We start from the raw sequence: 17571 nt of genomic DNA, 5'->3' as shown, positions 1-17571 counted from the left end.
TTTCTTACCTTCAAAATGGTCACCAGGTGGGCTGCGATTATTAGCGACCGAGGAGCCCAGGCGGTGGCAGGCGATTGGTCCGCGATGCCATCCGCCGACCTGCGGATCAGGCCTTGGCCTGGGCCAGCAGCGTCTCGGCGTTGCTGACTTCGAACGCCCCGGGACGTTCGACGTTGAGGTTGGACACCACGCCATCCTTCACCAACATCGAGTAGCGGCTGCTGCGCACCCCCATGCCGCGAGCCGTGAGGTCCAGCGCGAGGCCGGTGGCGTTAGTGAACAATGCGCTGCCGTCACCCAGCATGCGCACCTTGCCGCCGGTCTGCTGGTCTTTCGCCCAAGCACCCATGACGAAGGCGTCATTGACGCTCACGCACCAAATCTCATCGACCCCGGCCGCATTAAAAGCTTCCGCATGCTCGACATAGCCGGGCACGTGGCTCGCTGAGCAGGTGGGCGTGAAAGCACCTGGCAACGCGAACAATGCGATGGTCTTGCCGGCGCTCGCCTCGGAGACATCCACTGGATTGGGGCCCAGACTGCAGCCTTCTCCCTCGTGTTCGATATATTCCATCAGGGTGGCAGGGGGAAGTGTGTCACCGACTTTGATCATGAGTCTCTCCGTTTGTATTGAGCCATCAGGGCAAGCCATGAAGAATGGCCGTGCCTCATACCGATGTCGCTGATACGCGCCTGATGGACCTGAAAGCATCCCTTGAGAATACCAAGGGGCGTCAAACCAGCCGAGCTGCGTAAGGCAACATCCGACTCTAGATGGCCGCCTGGATCATGTCCATTTGGATTTAGTTCATCACGCGTCAGCAAAACTGACCGGACTGCGGAGTTGGCCTGGGAGCCCCTAGGCCTGGGTCAGCGCTTGGCCGGTTTCTTCAATGCACCTGATCAGATCCTGGCTGACGGCAGCAAGAGGCGCGTTCTCCCGAAACACCACCGCGATGTTCCGCTTCAGCGACGAAACGTCCAATGGCAAGGCCTTGATGAAGCCCGCACTCACATCGGCTGCAACTGCATGAATGGGCAGCATCGCCAGATGGTCACTCGAACGGATGAGTGTTCTGGTGAAGTCGATCGATCCACATTCCACAAGGTTCACTGGCAAGCGAATCCCTTCCCCGTCCATGACGCTTTTCAAGCACGGTGCGCTGCGACCGACCGACCATCGGGCAGATCCAGGGGCACTTCGCTGCGTCGTTCCAGTTCACTGTTTTCTGCTGGAAGAGACCATGGTCAGCCCGCGCGAAAACGGATAACTTGTCTCGAAACAGGACCCGCTGTTTCAGTCCGTCGAAAAGAATGTCGAAGAATTCAGTCAGCCCAACGACAAAATCGAACTTACCCCGCTGCAGCCCGACCAGCAGCTCGATCTGCACTTTCTCCACGACACGCAGCAACACGTTCGGGTGGGCCTTTCGCCAACGCGCCACGGAGAGCGGAATGAGGTTGCTCGCAAGACTCGGCAAGGTGGCAATGGTCACTACGTTTGCCCGGGCATCGTCCCGCTCGGAACAGCTCTTGGCGCGGGTCATCTCCTCGCGGATCAACTTTGCATGCGCATAGGCAAGCTCACCCGGCTTCGTCGGTGCGACACCGGTGGGGCCACGTTCGAGCAGACGGACGCCGAACTCGCCCTCCAGCCGGTCCATCGATTTCGAAAGCGCCGGCTGCGAAACAGCCAGTTGCTTGGCCGCCTTGGCCAGACTGCCCTGCTCGCTGCTGGTGGCGAAGTAAAGAAGTTTTCGAGGATCCACCGCGGACGCTTCAATCGTTGATCACACGCCGCAAACTGAAACCAGGCTCCTGCTGGGATCAGAGCGGTCGGCGCCTATCAATCCAACGAAATCTTCAAGGATTTGATCACTTCGCCAAATTGCTGGTAGTCCTCGTCCATCACCTTACGCAGTTGCGCAGGACTGCCCGCCCAGGCTGTGAAACCCACGGCATCCAGACGCTCGCGGATGTCGGCTTCGGACATGACGCGTACCAGGTCAGCATTGACCTTGTCCACGATTGGCTTGGGCACGCCCGTCGGAGCGAACAGCGCCACCCAGGTGCGCGCCTCCACGTTGGCTGGGCCACCCGACTCTCGTACCGTAGGAATGTCCGGGTAGCTCGGGTGGCGCTGCGGCGCCGCGATGGCCAACATCCTCACCTTGCCTGACTTGGCCAAGGGACCGACGGTGGCCGCCGTGCCGAACGCCCAGGCGATGTCGCCACGCGCGATGCTCACGTAGATCTGCGGCGTGTCCTTAATGGGAATGTGGTTCATCGGCAGCCCGAGCGCGGTTTCCAGGATGGCTGCGTTCACATGAAGCTGGCTGCCCACGCCCGATGATCCGTAGGTCAGTTGGCCCTTGGCCTCCTTGGCCGCGGCGGCCAGATCGGCTACGCTTTTCCATTTCGAATCCGCCGCCACCACGATGAAGTAGTTCGTGCGGTACATAGGGCCCACTGGCTCGAAATCATGGAACGGATCGAACGGCATCTTCTTGTACAGATGCGGCTGGATGGTCATGTAGGACGCATCGACCTGCAGAAAAGTGTATCCATCGGGGGCGGATCTTTTGGCAGCTTCCACCGCGATCCAGCCGTTGCCGCCAGGCCGGTTGTCGATGATGACCGATGTGTTCCAGAGCTTGCCCAGCTTCTCGCCCACAAGGCGCATCACCCCGTCCGGCCCCGTGCCGGCCGGGAACGGAAGAATAATTTTTACCGGCTTGTTGGGAAAGGCCTGTGACCAGGCCGCAGTAGGCAACACCGCGGCCATGGACAACGACAGCAGCAAGCTTCGTTTAGATAGGTTCATCTAGAGTCTCCTGTTTATAAAATTCGGCTCGTACGAATGCGATGCCGGTCGGCATTTCCGTTGCCGTTGACGTCGAAAATGTAGACCTGAGCCCGGGTGGAGTCCATTTGTTTTTTGTGTCCCGATACGTTAGAAAAACTAACCATTTTCTCGAGACAGGTGCGCTGCTGCGGGGCAGGCGGTAGAGGTGCAAAGGGGCGCGGCGGCGGCACGCGCATGGAAGCCTTTGACTCCGGCCCCCGAGCCCGTTGAAACAGGTTTGTGGTCTAGATGCAATACTCAGTGGAAGGATCGTCCGCCGTCCGTTGCAAGGGCGGCCCCCGTCACATAGGAAGAGTCCGAGAGTGTGAGGAACAGGATCGCGCGGGCGATTTCCAAGGGATCGGCCAGCCGCTTCAAGGCGTAGTTGCCGACGTTGGCCCGGTAGCCGTCGGCCATTGGCGTATCAACCATGCCTGGGCAAACCGAATTCACGCGGATCTGTGGCGCCAGTTCAGCGGCAAGCACGCGCGTCAATGCAATGACTCCACCTTTTGATGCTGCGTAGGCCGTGAGGCCCGCCGCGTTGGACAACAAGCCCGCGGCGGAGGCGATGTTGACGATCGTCCCTTCCGACTCGCGTTGCATCCACGGCAGGCAGCTTCGGACCACGATGTAAGTGCCGGTCAGATTCACATCCAGAATGCGGCGCCAGGCATCGGCGGGCACTTCGGTGGTGAGCCCCTTGGACATAATGCCCGCCGCGTTGACTACGCCGTCGATGCCCGACATCACCTGGCCGGCCTGCTCGATCACCTGCATGACCGCACTCTCGTCGGTGATGTCGACGACATAGCCGGTAGCGCCGATTTCCTGGGCCGTCTCTGCAACGCGCGCATCACGGTCGAGTAGCGCGAGCGACGCACCTTCGGCAGCGAACAACCGGGCAACTGCCCTGCCGATGCCGGAAGCGCCGCCTGTGACCACCAGTCGCCGCCCTGCAAGCCTGTTCGAAGGCGCTGCGCTCCCCGCCTGGTTCAATTCTTTCTCAGCCATCGTTATCTACCCTTTTGTCATTTTGAAGTTTTGGAAGTCCGCACGCTCATCGTTGGACAAATGCGTTCGCTGGCGCGCCTTCTGCGGTGGAGATGAACACACTCTTCGTCTCAAGGTATTCGTTGACCGATTCGATACCCTGCTCACGCCCGATGCCCGAACGCTTCATGCCGCCGAAGGGCATCATGTAGCTGTAGGTTCGGTAAGTGTTAATCCAGACGGTGCCGACCTCAAGACTCTTCGACATGCGTAACGCCCTGCCGATGCTCTTCGTCCAAACGGCTGCAACCAGACCGAAGTCGACGTCGTTGGCAATCTCGACGGCCTGCTCTTCGCCGTCGAATTCAATGATCGACAACACCGGGCCGAAGACCTCTTCCTGTGCGATACGCATGCCGTTAGTGACACCATCGAAGATGGTCGGTTCGACGAACTGGCCGCCAATCAAACCCGGTCCCACGGCTGGCTTTCCACCGAGGATGCATCGCGCGCCGTCTTCCTTGGCAACTGCGATGTAATGCAGCACCTTCTGGAACTGGGGTGGTGTTGCGATGGGCCCTACATTGGTGGCCGGATCCATGGGATCGCCGAGTCGAATGTTCTTCGCCATCTGCAGCAGCTTCTGGGTGAACTCCTCCTTGATCGACTTTTCAATCAACAAGCGTGAACCGGCGGAACACATCTGGCCCGCAGCACCAAAGATGCCAGAGACAACACCCGCCGCAGCTAGATCGAGATCGGCATCCGCGAACACGATGTTCGGGGACTTGCCACCCAGCTCCAGGGATACCCGCTTCAGGGTGCGGGCCGCGGTCTCGTAAATTCGGGTGCCGGTGACGTCCGATCCCGTGAAAGTTATCTTGGCGATGTCGCGATGCTCGACGAGCGCCGCTCCGGCTTCGTGCCCGAGCCCCGTAACCACATTGAAGACACCATCCGGCACGCCAGCCTCTTTCAGCAGCGCTGCGAATTCCAGTGTGCTGACCGAAGCAAACTCCGAAGGTTTTACCACCACCGAACACCCGGCGGCCATGGCTGGAGCAGCCTTGACCGTGGCGAACCACAAAGGGGAGTTCCAGGCCGTGAGAGCGGCCACTACGCCGATGGGTTCACGTGTAGTGAAAGCAAAGGTATCGGGTTTTTCCACCGGAACCGATGAGCCCTGAATCTTGTCGGCGAGGCCGGCGTAGTAGTACCAGCATTCTGAAATGGCGGCAAGCTGCCCATGCATCTCAGCAAGCAGTTTGCCGTTGTCCCTGGCCTCGATCTCGGCCAGGCGCACGGCGTTCTTCGCCACCACGTCGCCAATGCTGCGCATCACCTTGCCACGCTTGGTCGCCGACATCGTGGCCCATGCACCCTTGGTCATCGCCAGCCTGGCGGCAGCTACGGCCCGGTCCACATCCTCCGCACCTCCACGCGCGATCGACGCCCAGGCTTCACCGCGATACGGATCCACCGTCTCGAGCCATTCGCCTCCCTGAGGATCAACTTCGCGTCCGTCGATGTACAAACCATACTTTTTCATAATTTCCTTGAGATCAGTCGGTAACTCGAATGTTGTTCTCGGTGATGACTTCACGCCAACGGGCGGCCTCGCCGGTGATGAATGCAGTCAGCGCCGCACCTGTCTTGACGTCGGTCTGAAATGCCAGCGACTTGAATCGATTCTGGAAATCGGGCTGGTTCACGCCTTGGGTGATGACGTCGGCGATCTTCGCCACGATGTCGGGAGGTGTACCAGCTGGCGCGACGAATCCATGCCACAGCGACGTGTTGATTTGCGGAAGCCCCAACTCGCGCGTGGTTGGCACGTCGAGCAAATTGCTGGAGCGCTCCGGCGACGACACAGCCAACACGCGCAACAGGCCATCGCCTCTCATCGGAGCTACCTCCGATACCGAGGCGAACATCATGTCCGCGAATCCTCCCGCAATGGCTTGGAGACACTCGGGGTTGTTACGGTATGGCACGTGCAAGCCCGTACCGCCAATCGTTTTGAGAAACTTGACCGCGTTCAGATGGCCCATGGTCCCGACGCCACCGGAGGCGAACTTGACGCCACCTGGCGCTTTGGCCGCGGCCTTGAGGTCATCCATCGTCTTGATATTGCCGGACGCTGAGACCGCCAAGCCCAGTGGGAATCCACCGACGCCGGCGATCGGGACAAAACTGTCGAGGCTATACCGCATCTTTTCGCGCAAGACAGTTTGCACGATGCTGGTACCGATCAAGCAAAGCACGGTGTAGCCATCAGGCGCCGCCGACGCCACGTAGCCGCCTGCAATCGTGGTGGAAGCGCCGCCACGATTTTCAATGATGACGGGCTGCGCCCAGCGGCTTGTCATGTATTGACCAAGCGTACGACTGATCAGATCATCTGTCCCACCGGGGGCGTTGCCGACAACGATCTTGATGAGACGCGTCGGGTAGGCTGCATCGGCCATGGCCTTTCCCACTGGAATGCCGACCACGGCAAGACCTGAGGCCGCCTGTAAAACTGCTCGCCTTGAAATCATTTTTTGTCTCCAGGTTTTATACTTCTTTGTCGTGGACGCTTCGTTCCCGCAATGAATGCTCTTGCGAACTGCCAAAGCACACCACTGCGGCTCGACGCGGCCCAGACACCCACCGCGGGTGTTCTTTCCTACGGTGTGGCGAGTATTGAAGTTGCCAGAACAGGGGTCAAGACGGCTTTTCTGCAGCGTTCGTTAAGATTTTCTTACGTCGCATGCTCCAACCTTTCAGCGCTCTGCTCGCTGCCCTGACGGGAAGTCATGCTGCGACATCGACGATGCGAATATCCCGGTTAGCTCCACCGGCGAGAGCGCGCAAAGCCCCTGGTATGCGGCCCCATCGTGCGTGGCGGTGGCCTGGACGGCCCGGCCGACAAGCTTGCCGTATATCGCAAGTGCGTCCGGTTGGGTGATCCCACAGTAGGTCTTGATGCAATAGGCTTTAGCCAAGCGGAAGCTTCTTCTGTTGTTGAACATTAGCGAATGGGCATGGGAGCTCCCGCTTTGGATGGTTAGCCACCCTGGGCTTCTCTGCCTACGGCAGCAAACCCATATCTCAGTTGCCGCAAGCCTGCTTGGCCTTCGGAGTCGCACCGTTCAGCAGAAACGACAGATCGGTGCGGGTCGAGATCTACCGGCAACCTAGGGCAATCATTTCGGTGGCCAATTTGGGGAAGGCCACGAGGCCACCGATGCCGAGATGTTTGCACTGCTTGCGGCAGGGGGCGATGCTCGTTGCATGGGCCTCGCGGACCTTGGGGTGTTCCAGTTCACCCGGGATGCCCAGCGACGAAGCGTGATCGTTTGAGCTGATAAAGAGCGTGTCGACGCCCGGCACAGCCGCAATCTCTTCCACGTTGGCAAGCGTCTGGCCGGATTCAATCATGACAACCACCATGCTGGCCTCGTTCATGGCCAAGAAAACATCTTTGGTTGGAAACGACTTGACCCTAAGGTGGGGCAAGGCTCCGTTAAACCCTAAATTGCCAAGAGGCGGAAACTTTGAGGGATCGACTGGCCGATTCCACATGGGGTGCTATCACGCTAGTGCGCCGCCGTCCGGCACGCGGCCGATTGACTCGGGGGATGTATTCGCGACCCGGACGAGCGGCGTGATACCGAGCGCGAGTCGTGCCATGCAGATCTGCGCGGTGGTCTCGAGCGAGAAGCTGCTGTGCTCCATATCGATGTAGAAAGTATCGAATCTGGCAGACCCTGCAATCTCTGCGATCTCGACCGTACGCACCAGGCGCACCGTCATCTAAACCACCAGCGCGTCTCGCGCGAAGGAAGGTCTGCATAAATCCGCTCCCGACGTTCTCGTTGAGCCGACGCGCTGACAAAATCTGGGCCATGAAACAAGCCGACCTGGGACTGAGCCTGACGACCAAGCGCACGCTCCCGCCGTTTTTCGTGGAGACAATGTTGCGCATCCACTTCATGCAGCAAGGGTTCACGCTTGGTGATCCGGCGATGGAAGAAGTACTGCACGACATCGGGATGTTCCGCAAGTTCGCGGTCTGAACTTGGACAGAGCGCCGCCCGACGAGACGACGATTCCTCGGTTCCGCCAGTGGCTGAGGAGCACAAGCTGGCCCCGCAAATCCTGGCGCTGGTATGCCTTCATGGCGCCTGCAGCGCCCCCCGCGACATGACGCCTTCGCCAAAGTGTTGAAGGATCCGGAGGTTCAGTGTCGCTTGAGCGCAATCGGCTTCTTTGCTGAGAGCAAGAATGCGCCTGCCGTGGCCGCTATGATCAAAAGCGAGGCTCAGCGATGGGCAAGGTGATCAAGGACAATCACATACAAGTGTCGGAATAACCATCTCCAACTGAGTATCGGCCTGTGTCCTGCACCGAGGGCGCAAGCTCCCGCATGCAAAGGTCAGCTGCAGACCTTGGCCAGAAACTCGACACTATCGCGATAACGCCGTACCGGATCCATGCCGTCCCACGAGGCGGCAAGTGCCTTGATGCGGTCGTAGTAGGTTCGGCGCGCAGGCGTCATAGGCACCAGCTCGACCACAACCCCCACGCTTTCAGGGCTCTGAAAATAGCTCACGTTCTTGGTTCCGTCGGGCATGTGGATGGCGCTCACTTCTTTGAAGCCGATGGCCTGAAAACGCCGGCAGGCTTGCTCATAGTCGGCTGCGGCAAATGCAATGTGCTGCAAGCCCTCACGGCCGGAAGCAAAGAATTCGGAATAGATGGAAGGCGCGTCGTTGACCTGGGTGATGATCTCGATCTGGGTCTCGCCGCGGTATGACAGCGCAACGGACATCTGCACGTCGCTGACCTTGCCATGGTGCAGGAAACGCCTGTCGCCGAGCGACTTTTCAAAAACGACGAACGGGCCGACGCCCATTTGCAGCGTCCACAAATCGAGAGCGGCATCGAGGTCTTTCACTACGAAGCTGATCTGAAGATCAGGGCCCAACAGTTCGCGCAAAGTTTTAAGGTCTTGATGGGGAGGCATATGAATTTCGATCTATCTATGTCAGTTTTGATTACAAGACGTCGACTTGTTCCAAAGCTGCAGGCCTTGGTGGAGTGAGCGTGCTAAGCAATCTAAATGGCGCTGTAGCGGTCGTCACACAGCAACGACGGTTTCTCGATGGGCAAGTTTCTCGCGGATTAATCTGATTCTTGACCTTCAAGTCTCGAGAGCTTTTCAGAACCCTTTGGTTCTGAACGGCATGAACTGTTGCCTTCGGCGTCATATCCTTTCCTTATTTTTCGTATCATTTCTCACGTGATCTAGCGACGAGGTCTGGAGGACTGGGCTCAAGCCCCTACCGTACTTTGACGCAGCGAAAAATGCGCGTCCAGTCACATTTCATGCCCCGACTGGTAAACGGAACTAACAACCGACAGCGGCTTCCAGCGCTTCAATAAATTATGTTGCGTTTAACGACGTGCAAGCGCTGCAGTGGTAAGCAGAACTTACGGTTGATCAATAAATTACGAATAGACGTTTCATCTCTCGGTCCGTAAAGTAACTGAATCTCTATGCCAACCGGACGAAGAGTCAGACTGCATTGCGGCCTCAGCATGCCCGGCTGATTGGACGACTGCTGGCTCGCCTTCGCTCTGCATTTCATCAACCAAAAATCTGACGACGATCGAAAATGAAAACACTTGACAAATGCTATATCGATGGGCTGTGGGTACCCGTGAGTGGCCGCGATAGTTTCGAGCGAAAGAATCCGACGACCGAAGAGCCTCTGGTAAGGCTGAAGATGGCCACCGCAGCCGATGCCGACCAAGCCGTCAAAGCTGCCCGGCGCGCGTTTCCCCGCTTTAGCCGCAGCTCGACCGCTGAACGCATCGAGCTGCTCGAAAGCGTCATTGCCCGCTTCACGGCAAGACAGGCCGAACTCGCCGACATCGTCTGCACCGAGCTCGGCGCGCCGAAGAGCGCGACCATCCATACCGTGGGCACAATTGGCGTGCTCAATGAAGCCGTCGCCACGCTGAAGAACTACAAGTTCGAAGTCTTTCAGGGCCCCAATCTGATCAGCCGCGATCCCATCGGTGTCTGCGCGTTGATCGCCGCCTGGAACTGGCCGCTTCAGTTGCTTGGCACGAAGGTCGGCTATGCGTTAGCGGCAGGCTGCACAATGGTGCTCAAGCCGAGCGAATTCACGCCACTTAGCGCGATCGCCTTCGCTGAAATCCTGCACGAAGCCGGCACGCCACCGGGCGTCTTCAATCTTGTGATCGGCGATGGTGCAACGGTAGGCAATGCACTGTGCGCGCACCCTGAGGTCGATATGGTGTCGTTCACCGGTTCGACCCGCGCTGGAATATTGGTCGCGGAAGCCGCCGCACCCACGGTGAAACGCGTGTCCCAGGAACTGGGCGGCAAGTCTCCGTGCGTTGTACTACCTGATGCCGACGTGACTGCGGCCGCCCAGTGGACCATGGGCCGCGCGTTTTTCAACACGGGCCAATCCTGCCACGCACCGACAAGATTGCTGGTTCACGAGAGCCAGATCGACGAGGCCATCGCCGCACTTCGCAAAGAGGGAGCGAAGGTACAACCCGGCGATCCCTTCGATTCCGGCACCACGATGGGCCCGTTGATCAATGAGGCTCAATTCGAACGGGTGCAAAAGTACATCCAGATCGGAATGGACGAGGGTGCGGAACTCGTATGCGGTGGCCTAGGTCGGCCGGAAGGATTGAAGCGTGGTTACTTTGCTAAGCCAACCGTTTTTGCGAGAGTGGATCCACGCTCTAAGATCGCGCAGGAAGAAGTATTCGGCCCTGTACTGGCCCTGATCGCGTACTCGGATGTGAAGGAGGCCATCGATATCGCGAACGGCACGGAATACGGTCTTGGCGCATACGCCTTCTCCAAAGACCCGGATGCCGGGCTTGCCCTCTGCCGCCAACTCAGAGCCGGGAGGGTGTTTTTCAACGGCGCCGCAAGCAATCCCGCAGCGCCGATGGGTGGGTACAAAAAATCCGGGAACGGTCGCGCCATGGGTGTCTTCGGCCTCGAGGAGTACCTCGAGGTGAAGGCGATGGTTGGCTTCGCGGATTAATAAGATTTAAACGCCCTTTGCAAGGTGACGTGTCAGTGCTCCGCGCGCGCGTTGCGCTGCGGTAGCATCCACGTGCTCATCTAGCACGTGGGTCAGTTGATTGAGTTGTTCTGCCGTCAAGCCGACGTTCATGCTCATGCCCATGTGTGACTGCAGCTGCGAATCCGCGCCCTGCAACGCAGAAAGCATGCCCAGCGTGGCGATTTCACGGCTTTGCCAGTCGAGGTTGTCTCGCTCGAAGATGTCGCCAAACAGATGCGTCCTCAGGTATTCACCGGCGGCAGGTGCAAAGTCGAACAAGGCCCCCTTCACAGGCGCTCCAACGAGCTTGGTTTGGTTGGCGGTGCCTGCCGCAAGCAATGCATCGCCTTTGGGAATCGCGCGACGGGGCTCTTGGCCCTGCGCATCTTGAATACCGCGTTGTCGACGTTGTTCAACAACTTTCATCAACTCGCTTAGCGCGTTCAAGCTGCGCGGAAAACCGGCGTAGGCGTAGAGTTGAACCAGTACCTCCTTCGCGTCACTAACGGTCAGCCCCGCGTCGAGGCCTTGGTTCAGCGCGACCCCGAGCCTTGTGATGTCGCCAGCCGCACCGAATGCAGCGATGGGAATAATGGACTGCTGACGAATCGACAAAGAGTCCGACTTCATCTGGACTTTGAGCGTGGCGTCGGTCTTCTTCTCAGATGCGGTGGCATCGGCGCATAACGCGGAGACCCCGAGCGCGAGGCCGAGCGCGACCTGCTTGGAAAGACTAGCGGGCTGTGTATTGTTCATCGGTGACCTTTTCCATCCATTCCACGTTTTTGCCGTTAAGCGTTCCTGAAACCGCAATGTGCGTCATCGCCGTTGTGGGCGACGCGCCATGCCAATGCTTGATGCCTGGCGGGCACCACACGCTGTCACCAGCGCGAAGTTCCTGCATCGGTTTGCCCCATTCCTGCGTTCTGCCAACACCGGATGTGACCACCAGCCTTTGGCCGCTCGGATGGGTATGCCAAGCAGAGCGCGCGCCGGGCTCGAAGGTGACATAGGCGCCCGATGCATTGATCTCTTGGCTAGCGGGCCAGATGGGGTCCACCCTCACGCGTCCCGTGAAAAACGCGTCTGGTCCAGAAGCGGACGGCTGTGATCCTGCGAGCGTAATTTCTTGGCCGTGGGTGGGCGGGGCGGACTTGCCGGACGCATCGACAGCGCTGGCTATACCGCCCTGCACTACCGCTAAGAAGACTACAACTTTACGTAGACGATTGTTCATGTTGATTAAACATCCAGTTGTTAAGAATAGTTGGCATCAAGGTCAGCAACCCTGTGCCGAGCTGCTTCGCGGCCCCACCGAATACTCCTCATCGGTGACATGGCTGAGCCACACGACGTTCTTGCCATCGAGCGCTTCTTGAATTGCAATATGGGTCATCGCCGTTGTGGCAGACGCGCCATGCCAATGCTTATGGCCGGGCGGGCACCAGATCACGTCGCCGGCGCGAATTTCCACAATCAACTCACCTTCGCATTGGGTCCATCCACAACCCGCTGTGATGATCAATGTCTGTCCCAAGGGGTGCGTGTGCCAGGCTGATCGAGCGCCCGGCTCAAACGTCACGCTTGCACAAGAAACACGAGATGGCTCCGGAGGGCTATTCAGCATGTCGATGCGCACATTGCCTGTGAAATATTCGGTAGAACCCTTGATCGAGGGTTGTGCTCCGGGATGATGGAGTTGCATGTCTTTATCCTGAGTGATTGAAGTGGCACCTTTACCGCGAAAATCGGTGCCCAAGCGGTAACTCTATAGTCGGCTCCGACTTCTGAGAAGATAGGTAAATCGGGAAACGCTTGTGCAAATGAATCACCAATGGCCAAAGAAAATTTGAATGACCTTCAGGCGTTCGTAGTGGTTGCACGCGAACGCAGCTTCACACGTGCCGCCGCCCAACTCGGGTTGTCGCGTTCAGCGCTGAGCCACTCCATGCTGGCATTGGAGGCGCGGTTGGGTGTGCGTCTTTTGACACGCACCACGCGAAGCGTTTCGACCACCGAAGCGGGTGACAGACTGCTCAACAGTGTTGCGCCACGGCTGACGGAAATTGAAGCCGAGCTCAGCGCGTTAAGCGCGATGCGCGACAAACCTGCGGGCACAGTTCGCATCACGGCACATGATCACGCCATCGCGTCCGCGCTCTGGCCGCGCCTGATGCCGCTGCTCAAGGCCTACCCCGACATTCAGATCGAGTTCAACGTTGACTATGCTTTCACAGACATCGCGGCACAGCGTTTCGATGCGGGGGTTCGATCCGGCAATAGGGTGGACAAGGACATGGTGGCCGTTCGCATCGCGCCAGCGTTGCGCATGGCCGTAACGGCATCACCCGAATACTTGAATGGCAGGATCTTGCCGATCATCCCCCAAGGTCTGACGGTCCATCGCTGTGTGAACCTTCGGCTGCCAACCCACGGAGGTCTTTACGCCTGGGATTTCGAGAAGGAAGGTGAAACGGTCAAGGTGCGTGTCGAAGGACAGACTGTGTTCAACAACACATTGCTGATGGTGCAGGCAGCCCTAGATGGCATGGGCTTCGCCTACGTGCCGTTAGACATCGTTCGACCGCACATCGCAGAGGGAAAATTGATTCCGGTACTGGAAGACTGGTGGCCAAGTTTTCCAGGTTATCACCTCTACTATGCGAACCGACGTCAGATTTCGCCTGCACTGGCGCTAGTGATCGAAGCGTTGCGATACCGCGAAGAGCCGCCAGAGGCGCCTAGTCCAGCGTGAACTCACTCGACGATCTGCGTCTCAATCTCTAGCTCGTTCAATCCGTACGCTCGCCGAACCAAGATGCTCGATTGCGTCGACCCCGAAATCAAGGCGAGCCAAGCGGACGAGCCCAATCGAAAAATCTCCGTCCTTGTAGAAAATGGCTAAGTTGCCCCAGGGGACGTAGTAACTGAGGTCGCCCACGCTCGGTGTATAGGCATCACGAGCCCCTTCAACAGATAACTTTTGTGAAAGACTGGCAATCTTTTCGGTCGCGGCATAGTCTTTCAGCGATAGGTCCAGCGGAAGCAGCTCCGCAAAATCGCGAGCACTTTCGTTGTTGTCGAGTGTTGCCCGTGCGATGACGGCCCCGTCTACAGTCATCTGAATTTTCATAAGACCCTCTGCGTGTCGGATCGCAATTCGCCTTCCGCTCCACGACGCTGGCGAGCGATCAGCCCGACCGCGATGGCTGTTGCCGCCAGCGCTGCAAACGCACTGAACAGAAAGATTCTGGAAAGACCGGCCACATCGCCGATCCAGCCCATCGCTGGACTCGCGAGTCCGAGCGAAAGGTCGAGAAACGCCGTGTACACCCCGATGGCAAGCGCACGGTTGGAGGGTTGAACCCGGCTGACGGCTTCGACACCAAAGCCGGGAAACACCAACGAAAAGCCGAATCCGGTGAGAGCGGCGCCGACAAGCGCGACCGTCTGCGTCGATGCTAAACCAATCAGCGCGAGCCCAATGGCTTCAATGACCAGGCACACTAACGCGACCCGCGCGCCACCGAATCGATCGGCCATGTGACTTAAAGCGACCCGGGCCATGATGAATGCAATCGCATAGGACGAGAAGATGGGCCAGCTTGGCGACCAGCCTCTATCGGCGAAGAGAAGCGATCCGAACCCGATGATGGCGCCGAAGCCGGTGCAGCTCAAGGCCAAGCCGATCCCGGGCAGCCATACCGCGCTTAACACCGTACGCGCTGAGGCTCGCTCGGCAACGATCGGAGGCGCGCCGCGAATCGGCGCGACGACGAGCAAAGTCAGAAGCGGCAGAGCCATCGTCGTCGCAGCCACGGCGCCGAAACCGTAGATGACGTAGAGAACCGATCCGGCCGGTGCGCCTACCGCGAAGGCCGCGAACATGGCCGTGCCGACCCATGCGATGACTCTTCCGGTGTGCTGTGGGCTGGCCAGCCCGAGACCCCATCCCAGAGCGCCGGTGATGATGAAGCTCTCAGCTCCCCCCAAAACGCCCCGGCCCACAATCAATAGAGCCGCCGACACCATCGGTGAGCCGACGACTTGCAGCGATGCCAGGTAGAAACCGCCTGCCACTACGGCAGAGATCAATCCGACAACGACCGCTTGTTTGCCACCGGCCCGATCAGCGAAGAGTCCTGCCCAGGGACGACAGAGCAGAGATGCGCCGAACTGGCTGCCGGATATCAAGCCGACGGCAACCGGTCCCATCCCCAGTTGGTCTTGTACATGCAGGGGAAGTGCCGGCAACGCCATACCTATGGTTGCAAAGCTCAGCAGCATAATCACCATGATCGGAAACAGCACCAGCAGGAGCGATGGGGCGCTCCTGCCTGATCCTCGTGATACCGATGCAACCATTACGGCTAGGCTTCTAGTCTTGGGCTGAACACTAGGCCTTCAACTCCTGGTAGTCGACGCCTCAAAGCAACTTATCCGGCGTGATCGGCAAATCGCGCACCCGTTTGCCCGTTGCATGAAAGATCGCATTGGCAATCGCCGCCGGTATACCCACCATGCCGAGTTCCCCCATGCCCTTCACGCCCAGTGGATTGACGATGGTGTCGTCTTCCTCGACAAAGATAGTTTCTATCGAATGGATGTCGGCGTTCACCGGCACGTGGTAGTGCTGCAGGTTAGCATTCATGATGCGGCCGTACCGATGGTCAATCTCGGTTCCTTCCTCCAGCGCCATGCCTATGCCCCAGACCACGCCACCGATCTCCTGGCTGTGTGATGCGAGCGGGTTGAGGATCTTGCCGCAGGCGGTGACCTCGATAACGCGGGTGACCTTCACCGTGCCGAGGTCCGGATCGACCTTTACCTCGACGAACTGGGCACCGTGCGCCAGCGTTGCATACTTCGCTCGCTCCGGCGATGGCGTCGAATCAAAGGTCTCGGCAATTTCGCTGGTTCCCGTGCGGCGCATGACTTCGACGATATTGACCGAACGCGAAGCATCACTTTTCAGGCTCAGGCGACCATCCAACATCTCCACGTCCGTGGACTTAACGCCTTTCAGCGGCGAAGCGGCGTCCTGGTTCGCCAGTTCCATCAGCTTGCCAACAATGCTCAGCGCGGCGCCCTGCACTGCTGACCCGACGCTCGAAGTAGTCCACGAGCCGCCTTGCGGTGGTGCCTTGGGCTGCCGGGTGTCGCCCAGTTCGAAGTGCACCTGGTCGAGCCGCAGCCCGAGGAACTCGGCGGCGATCATGGTCATCACGGTGTAGGTGCCTGGCCCGATATCGCTGGTGGCACTGGTCACGCCGGCCGAGCCATCGGCACGGAAGATGATGCGCGCGCTGGCGGGCTGCTGCATGGCGCCCCACACGCTGGAGGCCATACCCCAACCCACCAACAGGCGGCCGTCGCGCATCGAGCGCGGCTCGGGCTTGCGGTTCTTCCAGCCAAACTTTTCTGCACCCAGGCGGTAGCACTCGCGCAACGCCTTGCTGGAGAACGGCTTGCCGCTTTCCGGGTCGACTTCGGCATAGTTGACGAGGCGCAGTTGCATGGGATCGATCTTGAGTGCGTAGGACAGTTCATCCATGGCACTCTCCAGCGCGAACATGCCGCTCACTGCGCCGGGCGCGCGCATCCAGGTGGGTGTGGCCATGTCCGTCGCCGCCACCTTCAGAGGTGCGTGGAGGTTGGGACAGGCATAAACCTGTCGCGTGAAACCTGTGGTCGCATCCGAGAACGGCTCGAACGAAGAGGTGTTGTGAAAGGCCTCGTGCACCATGGCCGAGAGCTTGCCGTTGCGATCAGCCCCCAGCGCAACCTTCTGGATGGTGTGTGGCCGGTAGCCATGCCCCGTGAACATTTGGGCGCGGGTGAACACCACCTTGACCGGGCGCTTGAGCTCACGGGCCGCCATGGCGGTCAGCGACGGATAGTAGTTGGGATTCAAAGATGAGCCAAAAGCACCGCCCACAAAGGGCGAGACCACGCGAATGTTCGCCGCCGGCAGGCCAAAACTTTCTGCAAGGTGGCCCTGCACGCCGAAGACGTTTTGTGTCTTGTCGAAGATCGTCAACTCATCGCCCTGCCAAAACGCAATGGCCGCATGCGGTTCAATTGGGTTGTGGTGGTTGATTGGAATGCGGTACTCGGCTTCGACCTTCACCGCCGCTGCCTGCAGGGCCGCGACCGGGTTGCCACGCGGCTTGCCCTTTGCAGTTTCTGCGTCCGGCTGCGCACGCTCGAGCACCGTGGCGAAGTCGGTGTTGTGGGGCTCGGTTTGGTAGCTCACCTTCACCAGCCGCGCTGCGTACCGGGCCTGCTCGTAACTTTCTGCCACCACCAGCGCCACCGGCTGGCCGTTGAAGAACACACGGTCTGATTGCAGGGGCCTGGACCACTGCGCGGGTGCACCGGCCACGGGTGCTGGACCCATTTTGGCGGCGTTCAAGTGCGTGAAGATGCGGATCACGCCGCCGGCCTGCTCGGCCTCTCGTGTGTCGATGGCGGAGATGCGCCCCTTGGCTACCGTGCTCAGCACGATGAAGCCGTAGGTGACATGCGGGACCTGAAACTCGGCCGTGTATTTCGCCTTGCCGGTGACCTTGGCGAGCCCGTCGACGCGGGTCGTTTCTTTGCCTAGATAGCGTGCCATGACGATCC

General features: G+C 59.2%; 18 protein-coding genes and 1 pseudogene. 3 read left to right on the top strand and 16 right to left on the bottom strand.

Annotation, left to right across the window (positions count from 1 at the left end):
* Positions 1-106: 106 nt before the first annotated feature.
* From ACFQ95_RS08005 to ACFQ95_RS07965, 9 genes are all read right to left on the bottom strand, one after another.
* A complete protein-coding gene (locus ACFQ95_RS08005) occupies positions 107-613 on the bottom strand; it encodes a peroxiredoxin (protein WP_422830313.1) in 507 nt (168 codons plus the stop codon).
* Between the two features lie 246 nt (positions 614-859).
* The gene (locus tag ACFQ95_RS08000; protein ID WP_422830312.1) at positions 860-1141 is read right to left on the bottom strand and encodes a LysR substrate-binding domain-containing protein; all 282 of its coding nucleotides are present in this window, start codon (positions 1139-1141) and stop codon (positions 860-862) included.
* Positions 1056-1769, bottom strand: coding sequence for a LysR family transcriptional regulator (locus ACFQ95_RS07995; RefSeq protein ID WP_422830311.1), 714 nt, complete (start codon positions 1767-1769; stop codon positions 1056-1058). Before ACFQ95_RS07995 ends, ACFQ95_RS08000 begins: the two co-directional genes overlap by 86 nt.
* Before the next feature lie 77 nt (positions 1770-1846).
* Positions 1847-2824 (bottom strand): Bug family tripartite tricarboxylate transporter substrate binding protein, encoded by a 978-nt coding sequence (locus ACFQ95_RS07990; protein ID WP_422830310.1) that lies wholly within the window; start codon positions 2822-2824, stop codon positions 1847-1849.
* 279 nt (positions 2825-3103) lie between these two features.
* A complete protein-coding gene (locus ACFQ95_RS07985) occupies positions 3104-3859 on the bottom strand; it encodes an SDR family NAD(P)-dependent oxidoreductase (protein ID WP_422830309.1) in 756 nt (251 codons plus the stop codon).
* 46 nt (positions 3860-3905) lie between these two features.
* Positions 3906-5387, bottom strand: coding sequence for an aldehyde dehydrogenase (locus tag ACFQ95_RS07980; RefSeq protein WP_422830308.1), 1482 nt, complete (start codon positions 5385-5387; stop codon positions 3906-3908).
* Between the two features lie 13 nt (positions 5388-5400).
* The gene (locus ACFQ95_RS07975; protein WP_422830307.1) at positions 5401-6378 is read right to left on the bottom strand and encodes a Bug family tripartite tricarboxylate transporter substrate binding protein; all 978 of its coding nucleotides are present in this window, start codon (positions 6376-6378) and stop codon (positions 5401-5403) included.
* 628 nt (positions 6379-7006) lie between these two features.
* Positions 7007-7288 carry an aldolase/citrate lyase family protein gene (locus ACFQ95_RS07970; protein WP_422830306.1) on the bottom strand — a complete coding sequence of 94 codons (282 nt, stop codon included), beginning with the start codon at positions 7286-7288 and terminating at the stop codon, positions 7007-7009.
* A 126-nt stretch (positions 7289-7414) separates the two neighbouring features.
* Positions 7415-7636 carry a hypothetical protein gene (locus ACFQ95_RS07965; protein WP_422830305.1) on the bottom strand — a complete coding sequence of 74 codons (222 nt, stop codon included), beginning with the start codon at positions 7634-7636 and terminating at the stop codon, positions 7415-7417.
* A gap of 92 nt (positions 7637-7728) precedes the next feature.
* Between ACFQ95_RS07965 and ACFQ95_RS07960 the strand changes: the two are divergent.
* A pseudogene (locus tag ACFQ95_RS07960) lies at positions 7729-7993 on the top strand (transposase); the annotation flags it as partial.
* Between the two features lie 265 nt (positions 7994-8258).
* Here ACFQ95_RS07960 and ACFQ95_RS07955 read toward each other — a convergent pair.
* Positions 8259-8849: a VOC family protein gene (locus tag ACFQ95_RS07955; RefSeq protein WP_422830304.1), complete on the bottom strand. Its 591-nt coding sequence runs from the start codon at positions 8847-8849 to the stop codon at positions 8259-8261.
* 652 nt (positions 8850-9501) lie between these two features.
* Here ACFQ95_RS07955 and ACFQ95_RS07950 point away from each other — a divergent pair.
* Positions 9502-10923 carry an aldehyde dehydrogenase family protein gene (locus ACFQ95_RS07950; protein WP_422830303.1) on the top strand — a complete coding sequence of 474 codons (1422 nt, stop codon included), beginning with the start codon at positions 9502-9504 and terminating at the stop codon, positions 10921-10923.
* 6 nt (positions 10924-10929) lie between these two features.
* Here ACFQ95_RS07950 and ACFQ95_RS07945 read toward each other — a convergent pair whose 3' ends face one another.
* From ACFQ95_RS07945 to ACFQ95_RS07935, 3 genes are all read right to left on the bottom strand, one after another.
* On the bottom strand, positions 10930-11574 hold the full coding sequence (locus ACFQ95_RS07945; RefSeq protein WP_422830348.1) for a carboxymuconolactone decarboxylase family protein: 645 nt from the start codon (positions 11572-11574) through the stop codon (positions 10930-10932).
* A 103-nt stretch (positions 11575-11677) separates the two neighbouring features.
* A complete protein-coding gene (locus ACFQ95_RS07940; protein ID WP_422830302.1) occupies positions 11678-12181 on the bottom strand; it encodes a (R)-mandelonitrile lyase in 504 nt (167 codons plus the stop codon).
* Positions 12182-12223: 42 nt separating this feature from the next.
* The gene (locus tag ACFQ95_RS07935; RefSeq protein ID WP_422830347.1) at positions 12224-12649 is read right to left on the bottom strand and encodes a (R)-mandelonitrile lyase; all 426 of its coding nucleotides are present in this window, start codon (positions 12647-12649) and stop codon (positions 12224-12226) included.
* A 129-nt stretch (positions 12650-12778) separates the two neighbouring features.
* Here ACFQ95_RS07935 and ACFQ95_RS07930 point away from each other — a divergent pair, with 129 nt between their 5' ends.
* Positions 12779-13699: a LysR family transcriptional regulator gene (locus ACFQ95_RS07930; RefSeq protein WP_422830301.1), complete on the top strand. Its 921-nt coding sequence runs from the start codon at positions 12779-12781 to the stop codon at positions 13697-13699.
* A gap of 21 nt (positions 13700-13720) precedes the next feature.
* On the opposite strand, the gene ACFQ95_RS07925 is transcribed toward ACFQ95_RS07930, so the two are convergent.
* The 3 genes from ACFQ95_RS07925 to ACFQ95_RS07915 form a co-directional block, all read right to left on the bottom strand.
* Positions 13721-14077 (bottom strand): cyclophilin-like fold protein, encoded by a 357-nt coding sequence (locus ACFQ95_RS07925; RefSeq protein WP_422830300.1) that lies wholly within the window; start codon positions 14075-14077, stop codon positions 13721-13723.
* Positions 14074-15255, bottom strand: coding sequence for an arabinose transporter (locus ACFQ95_RS07920; protein ID WP_422830299.1), 1182 nt, complete (start codon positions 15253-15255; stop codon positions 14074-14076). Before ACFQ95_RS07920 ends, ACFQ95_RS07925 begins: the two co-directional genes overlap by 4 nt.
* Before the next feature lie 115 nt (positions 15256-15370).
* Positions 15371-17563, bottom strand: coding sequence for a xanthine dehydrogenase family protein molybdopterin-binding subunit (locus ACFQ95_RS07915; protein WP_422830298.1), 2193 nt, complete (start codon positions 17561-17563; stop codon positions 15371-15373).
* Positions 17564-17571: the final 8 nt, after the last annotated feature.

The sequence above is a fragment of the Variovorax sp. HJSM1_2 genome (assembly GCF_049316285.1).
Lineage (GTDB): Bacteria > Pseudomonadota > Gammaproteobacteria > Burkholderiales > Burkholderiaceae_C > Rhodoferax_B.
This window is presented reverse-complemented; position numbering and strand designations above follow the sequence as displayed.